The 23,417-nt window shown below is 42.2% G+C and carries 12 protein-coding genes, 1 tRNA gene and 2 pseudogenes; 8 read left to right on the top strand and 7 right to left on the bottom strand.

Features of this window, described 5'->3' with window-relative positions:
* Nucleotides 1–506: 506 nt before the first annotated feature.
* Complete coding sequence (gene grpE / locus A4A68_RS02875) at nt 507–1,109, bottom strand: nucleotide exchange factor GrpE (RefSeq protein WP_067566584.1); 603 nt, start codon at nt 1,107–1,109, stop codon at nt 507–509.
* Nucleotides 1,110–1,233: 124 nt separating this feature from the next.
* Here grpE and nadK point away from each other — a divergent pair.
* From nadK to A4A68_RS02855, 4 genes and pseudogenes are all read left to right on the top strand, one after another.
* A pseudogene (gene nadK, locus A4A68_RS02870) lies at nt 1,234–2,093 on the top strand (NAD(+) kinase).
* A gap of 897 nt (nt 2,094–2,990) precedes the next feature.
* The gene (gene bamE / locus A4A68_RS02865; RefSeq protein ID WP_067566581.1) at nt 2,991–3,338 is read left to right on the top strand and encodes an outer membrane protein assembly factor BamE; all 348 of its coding nucleotides are present in this window, start codon (nt 2,991–2,993) and stop codon (nt 3,336–3,338) included.
* Between the two features lie 1,176 nt (nt 3,339–4,514).
* A complete protein-coding gene (ligA, locus tag A4A68_RS02860; RefSeq protein ID WP_067566378.1) occupies nt 4,515–6,566 on the top strand; it encodes an NAD-dependent DNA ligase LigA in 2,052 nt (683 codons plus the stop codon).
* A 655-nt stretch (nt 6,567–7,221) separates the two neighbouring features.
* Complete coding sequence (locus A4A68_RS02855) at nt 7,222–8,145, top strand: L,D-transpeptidase family protein (RefSeq protein WP_082800157.1); 924 nt, start codon at nt 7,222–7,224, stop codon at nt 8,143–8,145.
* A gap of 1,275 nt (nt 8,146–9,420) precedes the next feature.
* On the opposite strand, the gene A4A68_RS02850 is transcribed toward A4A68_RS02855, so the two are convergent.
* Entirely contained in the window at nt 9,421–9,849 is a 429-nt protein-coding gene (locus tag A4A68_RS02850) for a MarR family winged helix-turn-helix transcriptional regulator (protein ID WP_067566375.1), read from the bottom strand.
* Nucleotides 9,850–10,668: 819 nt separating this feature from the next.
* Nucleotides 10,669–11,394: a tRNA (guanosine(46)-N7)-methyltransferase TrmB gene (trmB, locus tag A4A68_RS02845; RefSeq protein ID WP_067566372.1), complete on the bottom strand. Its 726-nt coding sequence runs from the start codon at nt 11,392–11,394 to the stop codon at nt 10,669–10,671.
* A 156-nt stretch (nt 11,395–11,550) separates the two neighbouring features.
* Between trmB and mutY the strand changes: the two genes are divergently transcribed.
* Nucleotides 11,551–12,630: an A/G-specific adenine glycosylase gene (gene mutY / locus A4A68_RS02840; RefSeq protein ID WP_067566369.1), complete on the top strand. Its 1,080-nt coding sequence runs from the start codon at nt 11,551–11,553 to the stop codon at nt 12,628–12,630.
* Nucleotides 12,631–13,798: 1,168 nt separating this feature from the next.
* Here the strand turns inward: mutY and A4A68_RS03615 are convergent.
* Nucleotides 13,799–14,127, bottom strand: a pseudogene (locus A4A68_RS03615) (transcriptional regulator ArgR); the annotation flags it as partial.
* 640 nt (nt 14,128–14,767) lie between these two features.
* Here A4A68_RS03615 and A4A68_RS02835 point away from each other — a divergent pair.
* A tRNA-Phe gene (locus tag A4A68_RS02835) sits at nt 14,768–14,840 on the top strand.
* A 900-nt stretch (nt 14,841–15,740) separates the two neighbouring features.
* Here the strand turns inward: A4A68_RS02835 and dapB are convergent.
* The 3 genes from dapB to mrcB form a co-directional block, all read right to left on the bottom strand.
* Nucleotides 15,741–16,556 carry a 4-hydroxy-tetrahydrodipicolinate reductase gene (dapB, locus tag A4A68_RS02830; RefSeq protein ID WP_067566366.1) on the bottom strand — a complete coding sequence of 272 codons (816 nt, stop codon included), beginning with the start codon at nt 16,554–16,556 and terminating at the stop codon, nt 15,741–15,743.
* A 605-nt stretch (nt 16,557–17,161) separates the two neighbouring features.
* Nucleotides 17,162–17,311, bottom strand: a complete 150-nt coding sequence (locus A4A68_RS03750; RefSeq protein WP_231938058.1) for a hypothetical protein — start codon at nt 17,309–17,311, stop codon at nt 17,162–17,164.
* A gap of 1,851 nt (nt 17,312–19,162) precedes the next feature.
* Nucleotides 19,163–21,541: a bifunctional glycosyl transferase/transpeptidase gene (gene mrcB / locus A4A68_RS02820; RefSeq protein WP_408605373.1), complete on the bottom strand. Its 2,379-nt coding sequence runs from the start codon at nt 21,539–21,541 to the stop codon at nt 19,163–19,165.
* 27 nt (nt 21,542–21,568) lie between these two features.
* On the opposite strand from mrcB, the gene A4A68_RS03935 reads away from it, so the two are divergent.
* Nucleotides 21,569–21,838 (top strand): hypothetical protein, encoded by a 270-nt coding sequence (locus tag A4A68_RS03935; RefSeq protein WP_158648180.1) that lies wholly within the window; start codon nt 21,569–21,571, stop codon nt 21,836–21,838.
* Nucleotides 21,839–22,906: 1,068 nt separating this feature from the next.
* Nucleotides 22,907–23,368, top strand: a complete 462-nt coding sequence (gene dksA, locus A4A68_RS02810; RefSeq protein ID WP_067566357.1) for an RNA polymerase-binding protein DksA — start codon at nt 22,907–22,909, stop codon at nt 23,366–23,368.
* Nucleotides 23,369–23,417: the final 49 nt, after the last annotated feature.

Below are 23,417 nucleotides of genomic sequence, written 5' to 3'. Positions count from 1 at the left end.
CCAGATGTTCTCACGCTAGGATAGCGCCATAATGATACCTACAGCGATCACTAGCACGAACCGTATCGGTTCTACTATTCAGCCCTATCTGTAGTAACTTTATCGCTACAATATATATCGATACTCCCTTGTCAGATTATTTTGTGCTGTCAGGAGACGTTTTGCTGACTTTTGATGGAGAATATCCTAGCAGGTCTCAAGGTTGTGAGACAATTGCACTAAGCACTTTTGGTGACTATAGCGAATACGATAAAATCCCACCATACATCGATGGTGCTAAACATATTACATTACTTGTAGATTCAAACAAGATCTTATAAAAAGGCTATGTACTACACTTACGTAAGATGGTATGGTTCTAGGCGCATCTTAAATTTAAGTTTTAAAGATATTGCTTGCGATGTTGTGTTTTTTGATGACAAGCTTTAACGCTGACCTCCAGCTTCTGGTCTACGCTTCCATCAATGACAACGATCAGAATTGCCCCGCGGAAAGCGGGGAACATATTAGTTTTTAGCTTTCGATACTGCAACCATAGCCGGGCGGATAAGGCGTCCATTAAGGGTATAGCCTTTTTGCATCACCATTATCACCTGGTTAGGTTTATGCTCGTCGGACTCCAGCATAGTCATCGCCTGATGCACTTCAGGATTAAATGGCACGTGCACGTCTCCTACCACATCTAGGCCAAATTTGCGCACAGCATCCAGCAACGCTTTAAGCGTTAGCTCAATCCCCTCGAGCATGGAGGCCAGCTCTGCCTTAGCTTTATCCGACATATCTAACGTGCGCTCTAAATTATCGATAACCGGTAACAATTCACCGACGAAACGTTCCAACGCAAATTTATGTGCCTTTTCAATATCCTGTTTACTGCGGCGCCGTACATTTTCTATTTCTGCTTTGGCGCGCAGCACACTATCGCGCTCACGTTGTTGTGCTTGGCTCAATGCTACTTCCAATTCAGCAATACGCTCATCGCGCAGATTCATATCGCGCGGATCCACAACGACAACCGTCTCAGGAGAAGTTTCGGCTTTCTGCACTTTCTCTATTTCACCCTCTTGTAAGACTGGCCGATCAGGGGTGTTCTGTTCTTTATTAGTCATCATGAATTTTCTCCGCGGTTCAGCATTATTCTCGCTCGTCAGGTCATTATGGGGACAAATAGCGAGGATTCAAGGGATAGCGCATAATGAAGCTTGTAAAAACACGCAGTGGATCAGTAATCAAATGACTAGCACTTTTCAAACAATCGGCATCGTCGGCCATCCGCGTCACTCTAATGCGTTGTCTACGCATGAGACCCTGTACTATTGGTTAAAAGAAAAAAGGATATTACGTTATCATTGAATATCAGATCGCCAGCGATTTAGAATTGTGCGAAGCTATTACTGGTAATTTAGCTGATATCGGTCAACAGGCCGATCTGGCGATTGTGGTCGGCGGTGATGGCAATATGCTAAGCGCGGCGAGAATTTTAGCACGCTACGACATTAAAGTTATTGGCATTAATCACGGTAATCTCGGCTTTTTGACCGACCTCGATCCAGATTCAGCGCTAGTGCAATTATCAAACGTACTGCTAGGTCACTTTCGTAGTGAAAAACGCATTTGCTGGAAGTCCAGGTTTGCTTTGGCGATGCTTGTAGCTGCTTAAGCAGCGCTATTAACGAGGTAGTAGCACATCCCGGCAAGATGGCGCGCATGATTGAGTTCGAGGTATATATTGATGATACTTTTGCTTTTTCTCAACGTTCTGATGGCCTAATTATTGCTACACCAACCGGCTCTACAGCATATGCTCTTTCCGCTGGCGGTCCAATATTAACTCCGTTGGTGGACGCAATTACATTAGTGCCGATGTTTCCACATATCCTGTCTTCGCGTCCGCTAGTAATTCATGGTAGCAGCACAATTCGATTAAAATTTTCCAAATTGATGCCGGGCTTAGAAATCAGTTGTGATAGCCAGATAGCGCTGCCAATCCAAAATGGTGGAAGATTTTTATTCGTCGAAGCAATTATTCTCTCGATTTAATTCATCCAAATGATTACAATTATTTTAATACATTAAGTATTAAATTAGGCTAGTCGAAAAATTATTCTAAATTTAGCTGATACTGCTATCTTAGCAGTATCTTTATTGCAGGAAGTCAACTGTGCTAGCTCAATTGACTAGGCTAATTTCGTAATTGTGTGCACATTAATAATTAGAGAGTAATTTATTGCGATCAGACTGCACTCGACAGCTATTGCCAGACTAGTAATAGTACGACAAAGGTCGCCCAGATGTTTGAATATAGCGTGGTGCATACATGACGCGCCGAGTAATAAGCCAGGCAGGGCTACAACGCCTAATTTCGCTGTCATAATTACGTGAGCATTAGCCAATTTCTAATACAGCTTCATAACAGTTAACATATCTGCCATGATTATGCTGATCCCGGTTATCAAAAACGTCTTCTTGACAAAATATTTGTGAGAATGACGTTGAGTAAGTGAACGGTAAGCGTCTATTCTAGTAATGAAGTTGTCTCAATCACGCTTAAAGTTCCCGCATCTCCAGCCTGAGAAACTTAACATCGAAAATGCTGATCACATAGAGCTCATGGTGGCTATTAGCCTTGGTTAGACGTAGATATCAGCGAGCTGATGGCAGCTATCTTGTGGAAACATGTCTATTAGTATCTAAGCTCATCTTATACAAGATACTGTTAGGCAGCATTATTTTGATTAGTGAAAATGCTAACGAAAACAGTAATGCCACCGAAACGCAATGCTAGCACTAGACAAAATTAAATAAAAAGATTGTTTTCAGGAGCCGACATTCACCTATTGATCGGAAACGACATCACAACAACGTTGTTTTGCGTTTAGAAAAGCATAATTTTTCTCACCATAGGTTACATGGGTGGCCTTGCAGAGGTTCTAGCGCCGGCAGAGTCTATTATTCATCAGCGTCCTGTTCTCAAAAGGAATATCATGATTATGAGTTATAAGGCGTTGATTACTACTGTTATTGTGATGATGTTGACCGTAGGTTGTTCCGTGTTCGAGAGAGTAGTTTATCATCCCGATATCAATCAGGGCAATTATCTGACTACAGATGACATCGCCAGGATTCATATTGATATGACGAAACAGCAAGCAATCTATATCCTTGGTACACCAATGATGAAGGATCCGTTCGGATCAAATACTTGGTATTATATTTTCCGCCGTGAGCTAGGCGATAAAACAGTTTCGCAGAAAACGCTGACGCTGACTTTTGACAGTAGCGACATTCTGACGCACATTGACTACAAATCGACGATAGAGGGTCCTTTTATTAGTTAATCTCTGCCATCTTGGTAAGAATTCAAATTCAATTTATTGGGATCTGGTTGAAATCTTGTAACGACAGCACCTGTAATAAGTACTGCGACACGTAAATAAGTAGGTTAAACGTATAATTCATCCCGTAAACAGTACCTGTGTGCTATAGCATTATTGTGATTAAGACAAAATTGACAATTCGGTAAAACAAGGTAGTGTGAAAGTAACGTTCGCTGGAAATAACGGACATTGGATTCATGAGATTTAAAAAAAACTTGATGAACTCTTGTATTTAAAAGTATCCTGTCAACTGAGGCAGTCCAATATGGTAAATGTAGCACTAGAGCAGCTAAGATGGCTATAATATAGAATTTGCGTCCGATATTCTTACGGTCACAAACGTGATTGTAGCGTTATTTTGCATGGTTTTTGACCATTCGCAAAAGTGCTCGGCAGTTTTCTCGATCGTCTTGTTACAGAGACGCCACCATGACGTTGGACGTATTTCTCACCAGACCATCCGGCCATCTGGAAGAAACAAGATGACACTATTGCTCCTTTTCTAGCAGATAAAGGCAGCCCATGTATCTGCCGGATGAAGTGCATTCGGTTAAGGTAAGGTCAGCTTAAATACCGAAATAAGTAATGCTGGCACTGTATTATCCCCAACTATAACGGTACAACGTTAGGAAGAGAAGGATAACTGTATGCTACAGGCGGTTTTTCAATTTTGAAACATAGATGTATTTCATCATCATCTTAATCTTACCTAGCTGGCCAGTGCTATTTACTAACTAAAATGATCAAGCCGGATTTGTTCAATCCGGATAATATGGTTGGTTACTTTCACCACGCTAAGTAACTCTATTTCCCTCCTATGGTGGACCTATCAGGACTTGCTGCTATTCGCTCGGCGAATCGCCGATGATTTCTGAAGTGTGGTGCTTAACGATGAACTCCAGATGATTACGTAGCCACTGAACAGCTATAAAATGCGCATTCATTAGGTACTAGAGACGCCGGGATTTGATATATGCCTGTATCTATAAGATGTATTGGTTACTGTTCGCCCGAACTCTTGCAGTTGTAACTTTTCCATCTAGCTGGAGCTAGTCTCTTATCTGTTATCACTTACCGGAATTTTGTCGCTAAATACTATTCCGCGCTTGTAAAGATTTTTGCTGCTGATGGTGCATCATGGAACGAATTGAACAATATATCCTGCAGTTGCGTAAGCAACTACGATACTGGGAATACCTATATTACGTAGAAGCCACCCCTGAAGTACCTGACAGTACATATGACCAGATTATGGCGGAACTACGCACGATGGAAGCTAAACGACCAGACCTGCTAACTTCTGATTCCCCTAGTCAGCGTGTCGGAGGGCAAGCACAGAGTGGTTTTGAACAAGTACGCCATGAAGTACCCATGTTGTCTCTAGATAATATTTTTGAAGAACCAGGTTTTCTGGCATTCGACAAGCAAGTGCGCAACAGGCTTAAGAGTGACGATGACATAACTTATTGCTGTGAGTTGAAACTGGATGGTCTAGCAGTCAGCTTGCTTTATGAGAACGGCGCGCTGGTACGGGCTGCCACTCGCGGCGACGGAACTACTGGTGAGTGTATTACCGATAACGTGCGCACCATTCGTACCGTTCCGTTGCGTTTGCAAGATCATGGAAACTTGCCACGGCGGTTAGAGATCCGTGGCGAAATATTTATGCCAGAAGCAGGCTTTTTGCAGCTAAATAAAAACGCTATACGAGAAGGGGGTAAAATCTTCGCTAATCCGCGCAACGCTGCTGCCGGCTCTTTACGCCAGTTAGATCCAGCAATTACCGCCAAGCGGCCACTGGCTTTTTATTGCTATGGCGTTGGTCTATTGGAAAGCAACGAGTTGCCAGAGAGTCATTGGGAACGTTTGCAGCAGTTTAAAGTTTGGGGGATACCAGTTAGCAACTGCATCCGCCGCTGCACCGGTGGTGCAGCGGTGATGGATTTTTATTGGCAGGTACACGAGACAAGATCGTCACTCGGCTTCGATGTCGACGGTGTGGTGATAAAAGTCGACTCGCTAGCGTGGCAGCAACGTCTGGGTTTTAATGCTCGGGCGCCCCGCTGGGCTATTGCCTATAAATTTCCGGCCCAAGAGAAGTTTGCACGAGTACACGACGTAGAATTTCAAGTAGGTAGGACCGGCGCGATCACGCCGGTCGCGCGACTTGATCCAGTGCTAGTTTCCGGCGTTATGATCTGTAGCACCACTTTGCATAATGCTAATGAGGTCGAGCGGTTGGGGTTGATGATTGGCGATACGGTCATTGTGCGACGTGCCGGCGACGTCATCCCGCAAATTGTTAGTGTTGTCACGTCTAAACGGCCGAAAGAAGCGCGGTCAGTAACGTTTCCGACGCAATGTCCGGTTTGCGGCTCGGATATCCAGCGGGTAGGAAGTGCGGTGGTTTTACGTTGCACTGCAGGTTTAGTTTGCGCTGCGCAGCTTAAGGAAGCGCTAAAGCATTTTGTTTCTCGCCGGGCGATGAACATCACCGGTATGGGCGATAAGATCATTAATCAACTAGTAGAACGTAAGTTGGTGAAAAACCCGGCAGATCTGTTCCGGTTAAATAAAAAAATCCTGACACAGCTAGATCGGATCGGACAAAAATCAACGCAAAATTTGCTGAAAGCGCTGGAAAAAGCCAGGCAGACCACTTTTGCACGCTTTCTGTACGCGCTTGGTATCCGCGAAGTAGGTGAAGCCAGAGCTGTTAATTTGGCTTCTGCCTACGGCACGATCGAAGCGCTGATGGTCGCTGATATAGATTCCCTGATGGACGTGCAAGATATTGGCAGCATTGTCGCGACTCACGTGCGCCATTTTTTTGAGCAAAAACGTAATATCGACGTGATTCAGGATCTGTTGAGCAAATTAAGTGGTATTAGTTGGCCTGAGCCTGTGGCAAAGTCCATCGCGGAACACAACAATCCTATTGCTGGGAAAATCATTGTTCTGACTGGATCGCTAAGCAGTATGTCTCGGCATGAGACCACGAATTGGTTGGTATCGCTCGGCGCACGGGTCTGTGTCAACGTTTCCGCCAAAACCGATCTGCTAATTGCAGGGAAAGCGGCGGGATCTAAATTGTCCAAGGCAAAAAAGCTGAACATTCCGGTGATAGATGAACCTGGAATTATGCGTCTTTTAAGGAACACGTCGGACAGTTGTGTTATATCCTCTTAACAGTGTGAGCGGATCACATCAATATGCATTTAAAAAATTAATGTGATATATCCCTTTTGTAGCAAAGTTGATATCTAGTAAGCAAAATATTCTCAGCGGATAGCTAGTGACGTAGCTACATTATTGTGGATATGTAGAACAGTATTACAGGTGATTCTTGATATTCCTTATCAACGGTAGTTTGGTGTACTTCTACTTTAGAAGCTTAACAGCGAGAATAAAGCTGGAGCGTTTTCAAATATAGCCTGCAGATGTAGTATTGTGTTCGAACTCACTGTAAGCAGCCGATGGAATTTAATTGAATGGTCATTCGGCATCAGGAATGCTATATCTTTAAGCCGTGTTTGAAAACGCTCCAGCTTTATTCTCGCTGTTAAGACTGATATACAACATTCTATCAACGAAATCATTTTATGGTATAAAAAATTTAAGACACAATTGATACTAAGATAAACAACAACGGTCAAGCGATCAATTTTCTATGCTACATCAACATGTGGATAACATTAGGATGTTTACACAGAACAAACCATTACACTATTCCAGTGATGTTTAGTTTTTCACGACGAGAATTGAGCACTTATAATGCACTATTATATGCAGAGGCAACATTCATTGACATTTTGTAAGATGATCACATCTTGTGCTTCATAAAATGAAAATCCACGCGTTCTATAGTATGGTATTGGCAATAGCTGTAATTATTTATGGTCAGTCTGCCTTCGCCGTTATTTATTCATTGCCAGAAGGGAAAAACCGCCTGGTAGGAGAAAATTTGCAAATCACTGTCCTTGAAGGGAACACGCTTCCCCTTGAACATTTTGCCGCTCAGTTCCAAATGGGACTAAGCAATATGCTCGAAGCCAATCCGGGAGTCGATGTTTATCTACCGACCGCCGGTACTCAGATAATCATTCCGCAACAGTTGATTTTACCCGACACCCTGCATGAAGGTATTGTAATTAACAGTGCCGAAATGCGGTTATATTATTATCCAAAAGGCACCAAAACGGTCATTGTATTGCCTATTGGCATTGGTGAGCTGGGTAAAGACACACCCACCAATTGGGTAACTTCTGTGCAACGTAAAAAAGCTTATCCTACCTGGACGCCGACCAAAGCCATGCATACAGAATATGCTGAGCGTGGTGAAACTTTGCCAGAAGTGTTTCCAGCCGGCGCAAATAACCCGATGGGGCTATATGCTCTCTATATAGGCCGTCTGTATGCAGTGCATGGCACTAACGCCAACTTCGGTATAGGCCTGAGAGTAAGTCACGGCTGTGTACGTTTGCGCGCCGACGATATTGAATATCTCTTTAATCACGTACCGGTTGGTACCCGAGTTCAATTCATCAATGAACCAGTAAAAGCTACGATCGAATTGGATGGCTCATGTTATTTAGAAGTACACAACCCGCTCTCTTCCACCAAAGAGCAGTTCAATTCTAACGAGCCGGTACCGATTAATCTTCCACCTAACATTAGTCATATACTAGTGGACCCTAATATAAACCAACATATCGTCAAACAAGCCATGCAGCGCCGTTCCGGCATGCCGGAGAATATCACTGTATAATGAAACATTAGTCAAACTGCAACAAGTATAGCCGGTTAATGAGCGCCGACAAATGTAGAAGATTTGTAGAGCTGTGTTACCATAAGAATATGTACAGGTAGCGGTAAAATAGCTCCCGACATGAATGAAGTGGAATTAATTCAGATCGCCGATAGTTTGTCGTGCATCATAAGACTGATGGCGTCGTCGTTACTAATACCACCAGTCGCGAGTTAATCCATGACATAGATCATTGTGGCCTGGACTGGTGATTCGCTTATGCAGATTTATTTTGGCAAAGTGGATTTAAATTTACTTGGATAAAAATTATAAGATAACTTATGGTGACTAGGCTATATGATGGGAATTTTATTTCACTAGAATCTATGTTCTTATTTTTGGTTCTGGCGTAGGGATTTGTCAGTTTATGATGCAATCCGGAAGACATTACTAATACTCATTATAATGAGACTTTCCCTTATGAACACCGAATCAATTCACTGTCAATTGGTTTGTCGTCGGCGATCAAACCAGCAGCTTGGTATTATTGCGGTTGCTGGTAACGCACGTAACAGTACAACGTAGTTACAACTCAAAATTTCACTATTAAGGATAGCCAAACTGGTAAGATATCGCGGAAGCTAAATTACAAAGGCAAATTAGTGTCTCTGCCGGTATTTACACAAACTCTTTCGCCCTCATCTAAAAGGAGAAGAGACGCCTGACACGGTAGACTGTGCTCACCCTTTCTAAGCCAGGAACACTGGTTTGCTATTACCCATCGCGCCTGGTTAGTTTAGGTTAAGCATGTATGGACGTAAGTAATCCGTAAAGCGAAACAGAGCCGAACGAAACTTATAAGCTTCATTAAGTAATAATACTGATCTCAGCACTGCAGTGTTATGGTTTTTGTTCACTGACAACCCTCACGCTTTGATCGTACCGGATGCGGATTCACAACATATGTTCTTGCGTATTCTTTTGAATTAAGCTTTATAACACATGTATATTAGGAAAGAGACTTAAGAGTCACGCTTACTGGAAAGTTCTTTGTTCCTATAACAATATAGTTTATTTAACAAGACAATTAAGCAACAGAGTAGCCAAGCATTTGCTTGGCTACTCTGTTTTTCTATCGTGTTGAATTCAACAAGCTGTATGTACGAGTACACATTAGTATTTTCAAAATCAGCAATGATATATGACAAGATTATCGAATAGATCTTATCGTACACCATATCAGTAAATGTGAATCACAATACAACCATCCGGTAACGCTTGTATAACACCATAAGCTTATTCTTTTTGTTGAGCTTCAAGTGCATTACAGATGTCACTAAATTTTTCTAACTGTATCTTGGATAATGAAGAGAACATGCGATCTAGAATAACTTTGTGAATTTTTTCAGCGATGCGCAATTTCTCGCGTCCTTTATCCGTAATATAAACATACTTCACCCGGCGGTCCGTAGGGCTTTGGTGACGTTGCAGCATCTCCTCTTTTTCCAGCGCATCAAGCACTGTGACCACGGTGCGGGATGAAAATCCCATATAATTTTTGATATCAGTGGCGCTGGTTTTACCAGTGGTAATCAGATGCAAAATTTTCATTTTCGACATCGAGAGACCTTCGTTTACTAACTGGCTGTTCACTTCCTTTCGCAGACGATGATAGATACGTGATAAAGACTCTACCATAACTGAAATATCGGTCGATTTATCCATGTTTTAATCTCTGTATGTTATTTGTATTCTATCAGTTTTTCAAAAGCACGTTAGATTTTCATTTAGTATTACTGATGATTTTAATGGCATCAGGTCAACATTATATTTACATAAAATCGATAACTATGTGAAATATTGCAAACAAATAATTTAGCTTACGCTGACAGGTAATCTATATTTAACAAAATAGCAAAGTGCTTCATTGCTTACTAACGAGCAGTTTATCGAAATTTTTAAAAATTTGAAATATGACTATAAGAAAAAGGCGTAATATATTATAAAAATATAATAGAAAATATATATTTTATGTCTTATTAGTTAATAATTATATTAATAATTAAATAAGCGTTTCTGAGATTCAAAAGATACATTCAAATAACGCCGTCCAAAATTGTATTCCAGCAGGGTATAGAAACTGGTATTGTTAGATCCAACCAGTCATGTAAGTAAGCGAAATACACTTAACGAATAGAGCAAAGTCACTTGAACGTACATAATTTAGGCATAGTAAGGTCATCGGATGGTGTACGGCTTATAATATCAATATCAACAATCCAAATTATTATTGCGATCTAGCTCTATTCTTGTAACGGTAATCCTTAAACGCGTCGCTATCAGAAACCTATGTTGATTATCTAATGTATATCGATTGAGCACTGTAATGGAATTGAAACGTCAAGACATCTTCTAGATGTAGCGTTGAGCTCCAGATGCCAAATGAGTATTATGTTTCACTCCATCAGTGAAATATCACGAAATTTTACTATGCATACTTTTAAACATAACAATAACAAGTAAATCAATAAATTTAAGTCATGTCTATGGTTCAGACTGTTTGACAAACATCAAATCCCAAACACTATAGCCTAATCGCTGAGCACGCTGTTCAAATTTAGTTAACGGACGGCTTGCTGGCCTCGGTACATAGTCGCCTGTAGAGGAGAGATTGCGGAAAAACACGGCATCTGACATCACGGATAACATATGTTTGGCATACGATTGCCAATCGGTTACCATATGGAAAATTCCACCGACGGTGAGTTTATGCCCGACTAACTCGACAAAAGACGTCTGTATGATACGACGTTTATTGTGCCGAGCTTTATGCCAGGGATCAGCAAAAAACAGCTGCACCAGCGCTAAAGATGCATTTGGAATCATCTGTTCCATGGCTTCTACCGCATCGTGACACATCACCCGCAAGTTGCTAACGCCGGCTTTCTGCGCACCAGCAAGACAGGAACCAACGCCAGGCAGGTGCACTTCAATGCCGATAAAATTCTGCTCGGGGTGTGTTGCTGCCATAGTAATCAGTGACGCTCCCATACCAAAACCAACCTCCAGCGTCACTGGAGCTGAGCGGCCAAACAACGTGGTAAAATTGAGTAGCTGTGCTTGATAGTCCACTCCCATTGCTGGCCAAAGCGCGTTTAAGGCATGCTGCTGCCCCTTGGTCAATCGCCCCTGTCGACGAACAAAACTACGAATTTGTCGCCGCGCGCGTCTATGTTCATCAAATGCAGGAGAAATGACATAGTTATTCATAAAATTTAGCAAAGTGATTTACAAAGGTACATAATATAAAAATAGTAGTGTTTAACAAATACGCAACAGAGGATAATTCTTATTTACAGATTATTCGCACTATAGCACAACTGACACTAAAATGCGGGTTATCGCAAAAAAGGTAATCATTTAACAATGAAGCAAGCGCCATTATACGCACAACTCATGTTGGATTGGTACCAGCAGTTCGGCCGTAAAACGTTGCCATGGCAGTTGGAAAAAACACCGTATAAGGTTTGGTTATCAGAAATTATGCTGCAACAAACACAAGTGTTGACTGTTATTCCTTATTTTCAACGCTTCATAGCCAAATTTTCCACTGTCGGCCAACTCGCGGAGGCGCCGCTCAATGAGGTCTTGCATTTATGGACCGGATTGGGATATTACGCCAGAGCACGTAATCTGCATAAAGCAGCTCAACTTATTAGTGAGCGACATGCTGGCGAATTTCCAGAAGATTTTGATGCTATCTTCGCCCTGCCCGGCATTGGCCGCTCTACTGCAGGTGCTATATTGTCGTTGGCGTTGAATAAACACTATCCTATTCTCGACGGTAATGTTAAACGAGTTCTCGCTCGTTATTATAGCATTATCGGTTGGCCAGGGAAAAAAGAGGTGGAACAGCGTTTATGGAGGCATAGTGCACGCGTTACGCCAGCACAGGGAGTGGCGCAATTTAATCAGGCCATGATGGATTTAGGCGCGATAGTTTGCACTCGTTCGCGGCCAAAATGCGAGTTTTGCCCGTTGAAACAGGACTGTCAAGCCTACGCCACCCATAGCTGGGCTAACTATCCTGGAAAAAAACTGAAGCGAATTTTGCCAGAAAAAACTGCCTGGTTCCTGCTGCTTCAGGATGGAGATCGCGTGTGGCTTGAACAACGTCCGACAGTAGGCCTATGGGGCGGACTATTTTGTTTTCCACAATTTTTCAACCCGCAGGCGCTATCTTTTTGGCTAGCCCAGCGCGGTTTGCCAGACAGACATTATGAACCAATGCCGTCGTTTCGACATACCTATAGTCATTTCCATCTGAATATCATGCCAATGCGGCAAAAAGTTAGTACAATACAGCGCTGGATGGATGAAAGCTGCGGACTCTGGTATAACTTAGCTCAGCCTCCGGCTGTTGGACTGGCGGCGCCTGTTGAGCGTTTACTCAGACAACTACGTCAGCCTGTAGCCTGTATTGCCAGCTGCCAACAAAAAGAATGATATCTCAACCATCAAAGAGCAATGAAGAAATTATTAGATGGGATTATGGTGTACGCACCATCCACTATCTAATCGTCTTGTCGTGCATAATTATTGCTTATTTTGAAAGTCAATGTTCTTATGAAAGAGACGTTAAACACAGAAAGTTTTGCTTAGACGATCAACAGCTAGAGCAGTATTGTGTAATTTCTAATACTTTACCGATGATTGTTTAGTGTATGTAGCAAATGGAAGGTTTTTTTAAATACAGCTTGCAGACGCTGAAGTTCAGATGCTAAATAATAAATAAAACCAGATCACATTAATCTCTGATAAATTAAATAAAACAGACGTGTTGCTTCTTTTCTGCAATCCCTAGACAAATCATTAAACACTCCAAAGATTCATCTTTTATAGCAAAAGCATTTCACTGCGCATGCTTAGATACCTTCTTTTGCTGACGTCGTTAACGTGATGTTATTTTTAATTTCTTTTTTCGTACAGAAACGTGTGAGCGTATCATTCCTACCGATAACTTCTCAGACAACATACAGTATCACTTCAGTTCACCTAACTGGAGGGACGCTATCCCTGAACTACTTAATTTTGTGTTAACCATAACACAGTACAACGCTTTAGGATGGCAGCGCAATAAGAGGCCGCTTTTTATGCTAGTAGCAAATGACCAGTGCACTAGTATGCTTTCCAGTCGTCTTTCTGATCCTATCCAACCAGTGCCTAATTCATTAATTGCTTATTCATCTAAGGTCATATCGTTTCAAATTTTTCTTTATGCGTAGTATCTCAGTTTTCAAGTTTTTCTTTGAAGTTAATGAGCATCATAGTGTTCCTGCTGTATTTTGTATTTCTATTAAAATAAAAGGATGCGCCAGCGTTATATCAGAACCGCCATTTAGGTTTTATATCAGACAATCATAAATAAAATAAACCAATTTCCTAATTTGTGGGAAAATATATGTAAATAACATCAAAAAAACTGGCATAGAGCTGTGTCGCATGCACTATATATACCAACCAAACATGATATTTCTTTCGGTGACGACATCGTCATGACCTAGCGCGTCAGTGATGTTTTTTGACAAAATGACTGACATCTCTGCCCTAAGCGTAGCAGACTCCGATAGTACAGGCGGCAGAAGACGAAGTCATAATTTCTGGTTAAGTAAACAAGAATGCAGTGATACAGCTGCTTAACTGAGAAACCATGAGCGGATATGGTGAAATAGTATCATTCAGACAACAGTGCCAAGGATTCCATCCGTTTTTCCTAACGAATCTAGCATCCGAGCGATGAGCTGCGCTGCATCAGGACTAGTATAGATGATGATCAATGCGCCATTATGATTTACATTTAGTACCACAGCCAACTACTAGTAGTCGAAACGCTAGCTCTACCTGAAGACAGTAAACCATTTTCATCTTGGCGTTGCGGGTCTGTACTTCACTAAACTAAGTCAGCATACGCGAGATCTTGGGTTGATTTATATGCTTGAGACCAAGCCTCCTGCAGGGTAAGTGCAATCTCGATCTGTTACCATATGGTGAATTGATTATTTAGTAGGTCGTTATGAATAAACTCGCACTATTATGCAATAGGATCCCTACCAGTAACAGCTGCGCTGTCTATAAAAAATTATTGGCGATCATTACCATAAACTGTATGACAGTAAATTCGCTCTAACAACGAATATCTATCTGTCCTGAATAAAAATCCTTTCATCCTAGCGGCTTAGAGAACATTTAAATAGCAGTACCGAAAATAGTAGATAGATTCAGTTCTACATCACACGACTACAGGTTGTAACAAGTACATTGTATAGCTTAGCGCAGCATCGATTTTTAGCGGAACGTCTCATTGCTTGCGATATATTTTACGGATAAAGTTATTATTTGTTGTGCAACAGACGTCAATAATTTATGTTTACTTTTAAAGTAGAAATGATATGATTACCGCATCATTAAAGATAATGAAAGCAAAGTATCCTTAATTACTGAACAAGAATACATGATGCAGCTTTCTTTATGTAAAAGAAAGACACTTTATCGGCTTTGTTGGCTATCTAAAAACATAGTAAACGCACCGCGAAGATAAATTAGGCATTGACGCCATGCGATCAATACGATTTAATGCCACGTTGCCCGGATAGCTCAGTCGGTAGAGCAGGGGACTGAAGATCCCCGTGTCCTTGGTTCAATTCCAAGTCCGGGCATCATGCTTCCTCTTGATGCCTCTCTTGTAAACTTTTACAGTAATAAAATTTAATCAATTAGGGTATATTTTGCTTACTACATAGACGAGCAGGGCTTGTTTGGTAAAGCTTAATTAAGCTTTACATGGCTATAGATATAGACTATTAATCAAACCTGGCTATGTCTGTAAAGATCTCTATCGAGATAATACGTTTCATAGTTTCGTGCATTACAGGTTGTTTTTCTGCGCTGTTGATCTGCTAACGCCTTGAGCAATTCTTGAGCAATTGTATAGTTAGTCTGCATGGGTTGTTGTGTATGTCGAGACCGAGTACAGTTTACTGTTGAATCTTCTTTATACGTCTCATTTCATCCTTCTGCAACTCTGGTATAACGAGAGTGAATTGTTATATGCGTTACATCAACTATCAATCATTCCTTACCTGCTTCACAGGTAAGATTTGCAAGAATCAACGATAAAATTGTTTTGGGTATTTTCACTTCGGGACTGTTCTTAGGATTTAACACACTGAATTAAATAATTCGTTGTCTTCAACATTGGCCTGATTCTCCTAGATAAAAAAGGACGCGATTTTCAGTAGCAATTAAAATGTCGTGTTAATAATGTGGTAGTAAAATTCATCTTTTTAAATTATAGATTTACACTTTCTTGTTTTATCTCAAAAGACAAATTAATTGTCTATTCTAACTTGTGACTATGATCTCAATACTATTCAATAAATTCAAAATAGCCTTTTGTATAATTGATATAATATATGATACATCTATCCATTTACAAAATAATTTGAATAAAAATATTACATAATAGCTTATTTAAGCGCCAATAAAATAATATCAAATCAACAATATAAGATTATCACAATATATCTTTTGCCTTAACCTTCATGCCGATAAACGAACTAGAGGTTAAGTACATCGACCATGTCAAAAAGGCCTCTTTTCTGGGCAGAAAGCCAAACAGCGGCACGAACCGCCCCGATAGCAAACGTCATCCTGCTAGACGCCTTATGGGTTATCTCCAGGCGTTCTCCGATATCAACAAACATTGCAGTATGCTCACCGACAATGTCGCCGGCACGAACTGTGGCGAAGCCGATACTTTTTGTTTTACGTTCGCCGGTATGCCCTTCACGGCTGTACACAGCGCAATGAGCCAGATCACGTCCTAGCACGCCTGCTATCGCTTCGCCCATAGCCAGCGCGGTGCCTGAAGGAGCATCCACTTTGTGTCGGTGATGGATCTCGATAATTTCAATATCGGCTTTTTCTCCCATGATCTGCGCTGCCTTCTCCAGAAGCTTAATCGTCAGGTTGACACCAACGCTGAAATTAGCAGAAAAAACAATCTTCGTCTCTTGTGCTGCAGTGCTAATAACTTCTTTTTGGGCATTGTTGAAGCCGGTTGTGCCGATCACGATACCTTTGTGGTACTGACGGCAGAATTCCAGATACGTCATGGTAGCGTCAGGACGAGTGAAATCGATAAGAATGTCAAAATCGTCTTTTTTTATCTCTGTCAGTTCACCGTTTATCGTTACACCCAAGGCACCGATACCGGCTACCTCACCAGAGTCTACACCGCACAATGTTGAACCGGTACGAGCTAACGCAGCACCCAATGTCGCTTCTTTCGACTGTACCACCGCCTTAATAAGGTGGTGGTACATTCGGCCGCCTGCTCCGGCAACCGCGATACGGATTGGTATATTGCTCATAAATCCTCTCATTCTTATGACATTATTGTTTAGGCTTAGGTTAACTCCGTTCGTACATTATCGCCAGCAAAAATCCGTTCTAATAATGAATTCGCAATAAATTACGCAGCTGATAAGCAATAATGTTGATAATTGATTTTTTTTTGCACAGTTCGAATAATTGTTCAGTACAGCTGCGTTGATAAGCTTTTCATAGAGTAAATCGTTGTTTATCGCAGGAGACGCGTAAACTCCCATAATATCTGACAGTTCTACGTTCAATCATTCGGTAGAATTTATGCTCATTTATCCACGGTTAATTAAGCCATTGTTACCGCATCCGCCAGAGAATATTGGCGCTAAACGCACATATGTCACTATCAGCATACTGAGTTTAGCTACTGCGCATTTGGTGATACTGACAGCATATAATCGCGGCGAATAAAGAACTGATTGTCCCTCAGCGTATTGCTCCAGATTGCTACCTTTGCTTCTGGTTACTATCTGCTTTATCAGTTTGATAAGGAATGAATTCCAGTGCAATACTTGCAAGCAATCAGATAGTAAAGCGACAAGGTACGCGCTGTACCAGCATTTTCACTTCTAGATAAGAATCTTCGGTACTCCTAAAACAACGTTCTCTTTTGGTCTATAAGCTCTTTCACATCTTCAGCACATAACATGCGCAAGTGCTCAATTATCCACTGTACCAGAATATCCAGTCCTAACGTACTAGCGGTAACGCTAGAACTATTTTCCTTGAATATTGTTGACACTATCAAGCAAATAGGCCTGCTTTCTTATCCGCTGAACCAGTTGAGCTAACCCATTAGAGTTGAAAGAGTGTTTTCATCGATGTCGTAGCAAAGCAAATATCTTTTTTACGCGGTCCAATAATGCCGTAGAAAAGACGCGTAGCGCGTTGATACTGACTAAAATATCATCTACAGATAGTTTAGTCAGTATCATAAAACACAATTTGTCACGTTTTTGATCTCAAATGTCAAACACTCTCATATGATTTCACTAGACGCAGGCGTCGGTAGGGTTATTATATTAGATGCCTCAACTTCAAAATGACCAAAATAGCTTCGTTGCCTTTACGGCTAGCGCGTGCCATTTCTATGTGGCACTTTGCAACCTGCTGACAAGTGGCGTCAAATACCGCATAATTTTCGGCTGCGCACATCTGTCCATACCGCTTGAACTCAGTATGGTAATACATAGGATCGGTACACCGTACGTTACTAACATGTGCTTCAAAAGCTAATTGCCTATCTGCGATTAGCCAGCAGTATACGCGCTTTCATTTCCTCTTATGAGTCATAAGAGGATTACTTTGCTAGTATTGCGGACGGTAAAGAGTAATTAAACAGATTACACTCAGCTTCCGGTGATGACGAGCAGGTTTCCTGTCTCCCTTATGCAGGCAAGCAGGACTATTTTAATTTTAAAAGCTGCTGTCATTAAGCCGAAAGAGCGCCGGGTAAGATCGGTCAACTATCCGTTCGCTAGTCTAATGTAATAGACAGCTATGACATTACTTGCACACATCGACATGAGATCTCCTCTGAGAAAGAGTTAAATTCTTATTTCTTAGGGATAAATGACGCAACATCGAGCAGGATAACAGATATTTATTTATTGCAGTTTCCCTGAAGAGATTTTCCGCCTGATATTATGAGTGTTAAACAATACTTATAATCGTTTTGTTCGTTAGAACAATAAAAAAATATATGCGTATCGATTCTTGGTACTAGATATTGAAGAAATTGATATAAAAGTGCATCTACAAATGCCGTTTGTGATCATTAGCCGCATGCTAGCGTATAGTCTGACGCATCTGACTCAGCGCGATGATGCTACTATGTCATTTCGTCTGCTGCATGCAAGCAAGTCGCCAGTGATTACCATCAAGAAAAAGACCAATGTATACCGCGTTGCTGTAAGGATTGAATGCTGAACGTGGACAAATTCAGTTGACTATTGCCGCTTCATGAAACCCTTCTGCCTAAAAATTTAAAATTATGTTAAGTGCAATCAATAGAGTATGATGTAATAATTCATTTGCAGCTTCATTTTTGCGATCGAGCCGCGTAACTATAAATAGTTCTAGATGCAGGGATACGGTGAGAATGAACCTCAATACCGTTTTGATGCATTTAACGTCAAATCAGACTGACTGATAGTCGGATCTGAACTATCTGAATTGAAGCAGACGATATGTACGTAGCATAGCGCTGTCTGTTCTGTGTTAATGAGTTACTCTTCATGTTTTGTAAGCGAGAAATGCACAGACGTTACAGCAATTATCGATTTATACGGTCTGACTGGACTTTACTGCTAATGTAACTTGTAAAACCATTTACTTTTCAAAATTAAAATTGAAGCATGATAAGATCATTGGTCAATATATTACCTTGCATCGAGTTATAATTGCACTTTGCGAGTAACGCCGATTAATTCATATAAACCGCACGCAGAGCCTAATCGGTCAGGCCATGGAATATGCCATGGCAGCAGGAGACAATTATGACGAAGTGGGGCTAATCATGGAAATTTTTGCACTCAAATTAACAACCACACCAAGCGGTCAGAGTAAAGTAAGTGGCGGCCACGTTCAAGAGCTATTTACTAAATATTCTCCAAATCCAATTTGTAACACCGTTACCGTCTTTTTTCTTATCTTGCAAGATTAAGTGTTGCTGCGACTTTTCTACCGGCGCGTCGGTGTCAATCTGCTGTTGAACTTGCATCTGGGTCAACTGACACAGAGACTGCGGGTTATCGGTCCACACCGGCAATGTGCGCATCTCGCTGCCGCCGTTGCAAACGAAATTTCCAGCATAGTCAATAGGTATCTGGCTGATACCCTCTGGTGGTGTCAAATGTAGCGTCAACGGCGCTTGTTTTTCGAGATAACGGCGATACAGAGTCAATGCGCCGTTAGCCCCGCTCAACTTAGCTGGACCATTATTATCTCGACCAACCCAGGAAATGGAGACCTCTTTTCCGTCAATACCAACGAACCAGCTATCACGTAAATCGTTGGTTGTCCCTGTTTTCGCCGCTAAATGTGAAGACGGAAATTGCACTGATAGCGAACGCGATGTTCCTCGTACCACAACCTGCTGCATCGCATAAAGCGTTAGATAGGCTGCCTGAGCGGGAAGAACCCTCTCTGATTGAGGCAAACTTTGAAATAGCACGGCCCCGTCTTCCCCTATTACCGATCGTACTGCTGATAGCGTAGCATGATTACCTCCGCTGGCAATAGTCTGGAATTCCTGCGCTACTTCTATTGGTGTGAGGCTGATAGCGCCAAGCAACATCGACGGCACCGGGTTTAGTCCTGAAGAGGGAACCCCTAACTTCATTAGGGTAGCAGTAAGACGATCAAGCCCGACCGACAGACCGAGATTGACTGTCGGTACGTTAAGCGATTTAGTCAAAGCATCTACTAACATGACTTTACCGCGAAATCGACGATCGTAATTTTTTGGCGACCACAGTCTGCCATTGGGTTGCTTCAGGGTAATCGGTTCATCAGGTATCCAAGTGTTGAGACGATATTTGTCCGGATCACTCAAGGCGGTCAAATAGGTGGCTGGTTTCGCCAGTGAGCCCACTGAACGTCGCGCTTGCATCGCGCGATTAAATCCCGCAAACTGCGGCTCTGATCCGCCTACCATCGCGCGGACTTCGCCGCTGAATCGATCGACCACCACCATAGCGGCTTCCAAGTCCTTTATGCCGCGGCTGGCGCGCAGGGCGGGGATTCCGATTTCAAGCGCTTTTTCTGCCGCATCTTGTGACAGTGGATCCAGCGTGGTAAAAATTTTGACGCCAGACAAATCGTTAATCTTATCGCCAAGCTTACTTTGTAGCTCTTCACGCACCATCTGCATAAAAGCCGGCTGGGGCGTCAATATCCCTCCGCGCGGTTGTACTTTTAGCTGGCGAGCACTGAGTATATTGTATAACTTGTTGTCAATAATTTTTTGTTTCTCTAGCAATTTTAGCACCAAATTGCGCCGTTCCAACGCTAGTTTGGGATTTCGCCAGGGATTATATAACGATGCTCCTTTTACCATCCCCACTAGCATCGCTTGCTGATCGAGACTAAGTTCATCCACCGGGCGGCCGAAATAATACAAACTAGCCAACGGGAAGCCGCGGATTTGATCACTACCGTTTTGGCCGAGATACACCTCGTTCATATATAACTCTAGGACGCGATCTTTGCTATAGCGATGATCAACAATCAGCGCTATATAGGCTTCATTAGCCTTACGCCATAATGAACGTTCATTAATCAAAAACAAGTTTTTTACCAATTGTTGTGTCAGCGTACTGCCGCCTTGCACCGTGCGTCCAGCGATAATATTAGCCAGGAAGGCACGACAGATGGATGAGAGACTGATGCCATCATGCTGATAGAAATGCCGGTCTTCGGTAGCAATTAAGGTATCTACTAGCAGGTCTGGAAAACCGTTGCGCGGTACAAACAGCCGCTGTTCACCCTTCGGGGATTGCAACATGGCGATCAACCTCGGGTCGAGACGGAAGACACCAAAATTGCGACCGGTTTCTTGGTTCTTGATTTCCAGCAGTTGGTTTTTAGTAAAGGTCATGCGGACATGGATTTGGCCCTCTTTGTTGTCTGGAAAATCGAACGGCCTGCGTAGCAGTTCGATGCTGTTGCCGCGTATAGTGAATTCCCCTGGCCGGCTAATCCGCGATACCTCGCGGTACTGCATTCCTACAAGCAGCGTCGCCATATTGCTGCGGCTGTAAGACACGCCTGGCTCCAGGTTTATCATGCGGCTATAGACTACTGCCGGGAGTTGCCAGACTTTTCCATCAATACGGTGACGAACTTGCGTATCCAAATACACACCATAAATTGCAACAACGACCACTAGCAGTGGTAAGAGACACACAAGTCTACCTAACAAGCAGCATTTTTTCTGCGGTACGCCTTCTTTTTCCTTACGTAGCGGCATCAGGTGCTCCTTTTCTTGGTCATTATCTTGGCACGGTTCAATTATCACGATCATCCCGCCGGCGGCGTAATACAGCCTTACGCGGAGCCTTACAGGCTAACGATCATCCATGATGAGCACCATCATCCCAAATATCGTTTATTATTTTCCCAACTACCGACGACTAAACCGTCTGCTTTGTTCCCCCATTTCGTCCTAACCGCAAGCGAAATCTCTAAATTTTCATTATTGTGGCTTACGTATGTGCCGAATGGCGATATTTCCGTCGGATCGTCCAGCGCGGGGTGTTTTGAATGACGCCCTTCCATATCTTTATGCCCCTCGCGATAAACGCCATACCAAAATTGCTAAATTATGATTGATTTGGAACGGCTGAAGGGTAAGTGATAGCAGCTTTAGGACAATCGTTACGTTCTTTTCTTCTACGCGAGATGCCTATTGCTTACTCTGCTGATAACGAAGAGGGAAACATCTTCCTGTAGAAAGAGTTTAGTATCTAGACAGATTTAGCGGTGTGCAACAGGCGTCTCAAGCACTTGCGCTATACGACCTAAAACTGCTTTATCCTAATTCCATTACATGTCGACGGTACGGCCAGCTTAACAATTAACGAATGCGAGCGTCCGGACTTTAACTAACTTGTAGCAAGCTGAAAGCTAGATAAGACAGCATCGTACTCAGGTACGGATTGTAAGCGTATCCCGGTCATAGCCTGGACAACAGGCGCCAGATTCTAGCAAGAATCAGCCTTAATAGGATCAGTATATCGACCGACAACGTTAACCGCCGAAGTTCTAGTATCATTACTTTTTCTATACTATTGCTGATGCCGCTTACATACAGCAAGCTGCGGAACGCTTTGTAAAGCGACAACATTTCCGTGGAAATGAAGATATCAGAACAAGTATTAATAGGGTAGCTGTGCAACTGAACGATAGAGCGCGACATGACATAGAGAACAGCAGATAAATTAATTATGTTTGGTAAAAAATCGACTTGATCAGCTATATTATAGCGGTAAAATTAGTAACATTATTATAATGCCAAACGGTTTGTTTCTCAGATCCAGTTACGCTTCTCGGATAAAAATATTTACGAGTATTACAGGCAATGCACAATAAGGATTGTGCCATGCTGTTTTAACGTACTGCATGCGAGTTTAATTGGATGTCGTTGGTCCGCTAGACCAATCCCTACTATATAGATACAGCAATAATGTTACCGTTGCATTACATGTTCTTTTCTTGACATCATTGTCGAATAAGCGTTATGAATAATTGCCAATCTTAATGTCATCTGTTATTTGTAACAGCTTGTTTTTTCTCACGTTGAGGATCGCTAGTGCGTGTTAGAAGGAGAAGTACCATGCAAGAAAACCAAAATCGTAAGACATCCTCCTTAAGCATTCTCGCCATCGCCGGGGTGGAAGCGTACCAGAAAAAGCCTGGTGAAAAATACATGAATGTAGACCAGCTGCTACATTTCAAGCATATTTTGCAAGCGTGGCTTAATCAGCTCAGAGATGATGTCTGGCGTACTGTCTCGTATATGCAAGATGAAGCTGCTAACTTCCCAGACCCAGTAGATCGTGCCGCACAGGAAGAAGAATTCAGCCTTGAGCTACGAAATCGTGACCGGGAGCGTAAACTTATCAAAAAAATTGAGCACACACTCAGGAAAGTCGAAAATAACGATTTCGGCTTCTGTGAATCCTGTGGCGTAGAAATAGGCGTGCGCCGCTTAGAAGCGCGGCCGACCGCCGATTTATGCATTGACTGCAAAACTCTGGCTGAAATTCGAGAAAAGCAAATGATATGGCAAGGGTAAACTAATTTACTGCCGCCTATGTTCCTTGAAGTTATACCGCCTTCAATAA

The sequence above is a fragment of the Candidatus Doolittlea endobia genome (assembly GCF_900039485.1).
Classification (GTDB): Bacteria; Pseudomonadota; Gammaproteobacteria; order Enterobacterales; family Enterobacteriaceae; genus Doolittlea; species Doolittlea endobia.
The sequence above is the reverse complement of the archived record's forward strand: the minus strand, read 5'-3'. Positions and strand labels throughout refer to the sequence as shown.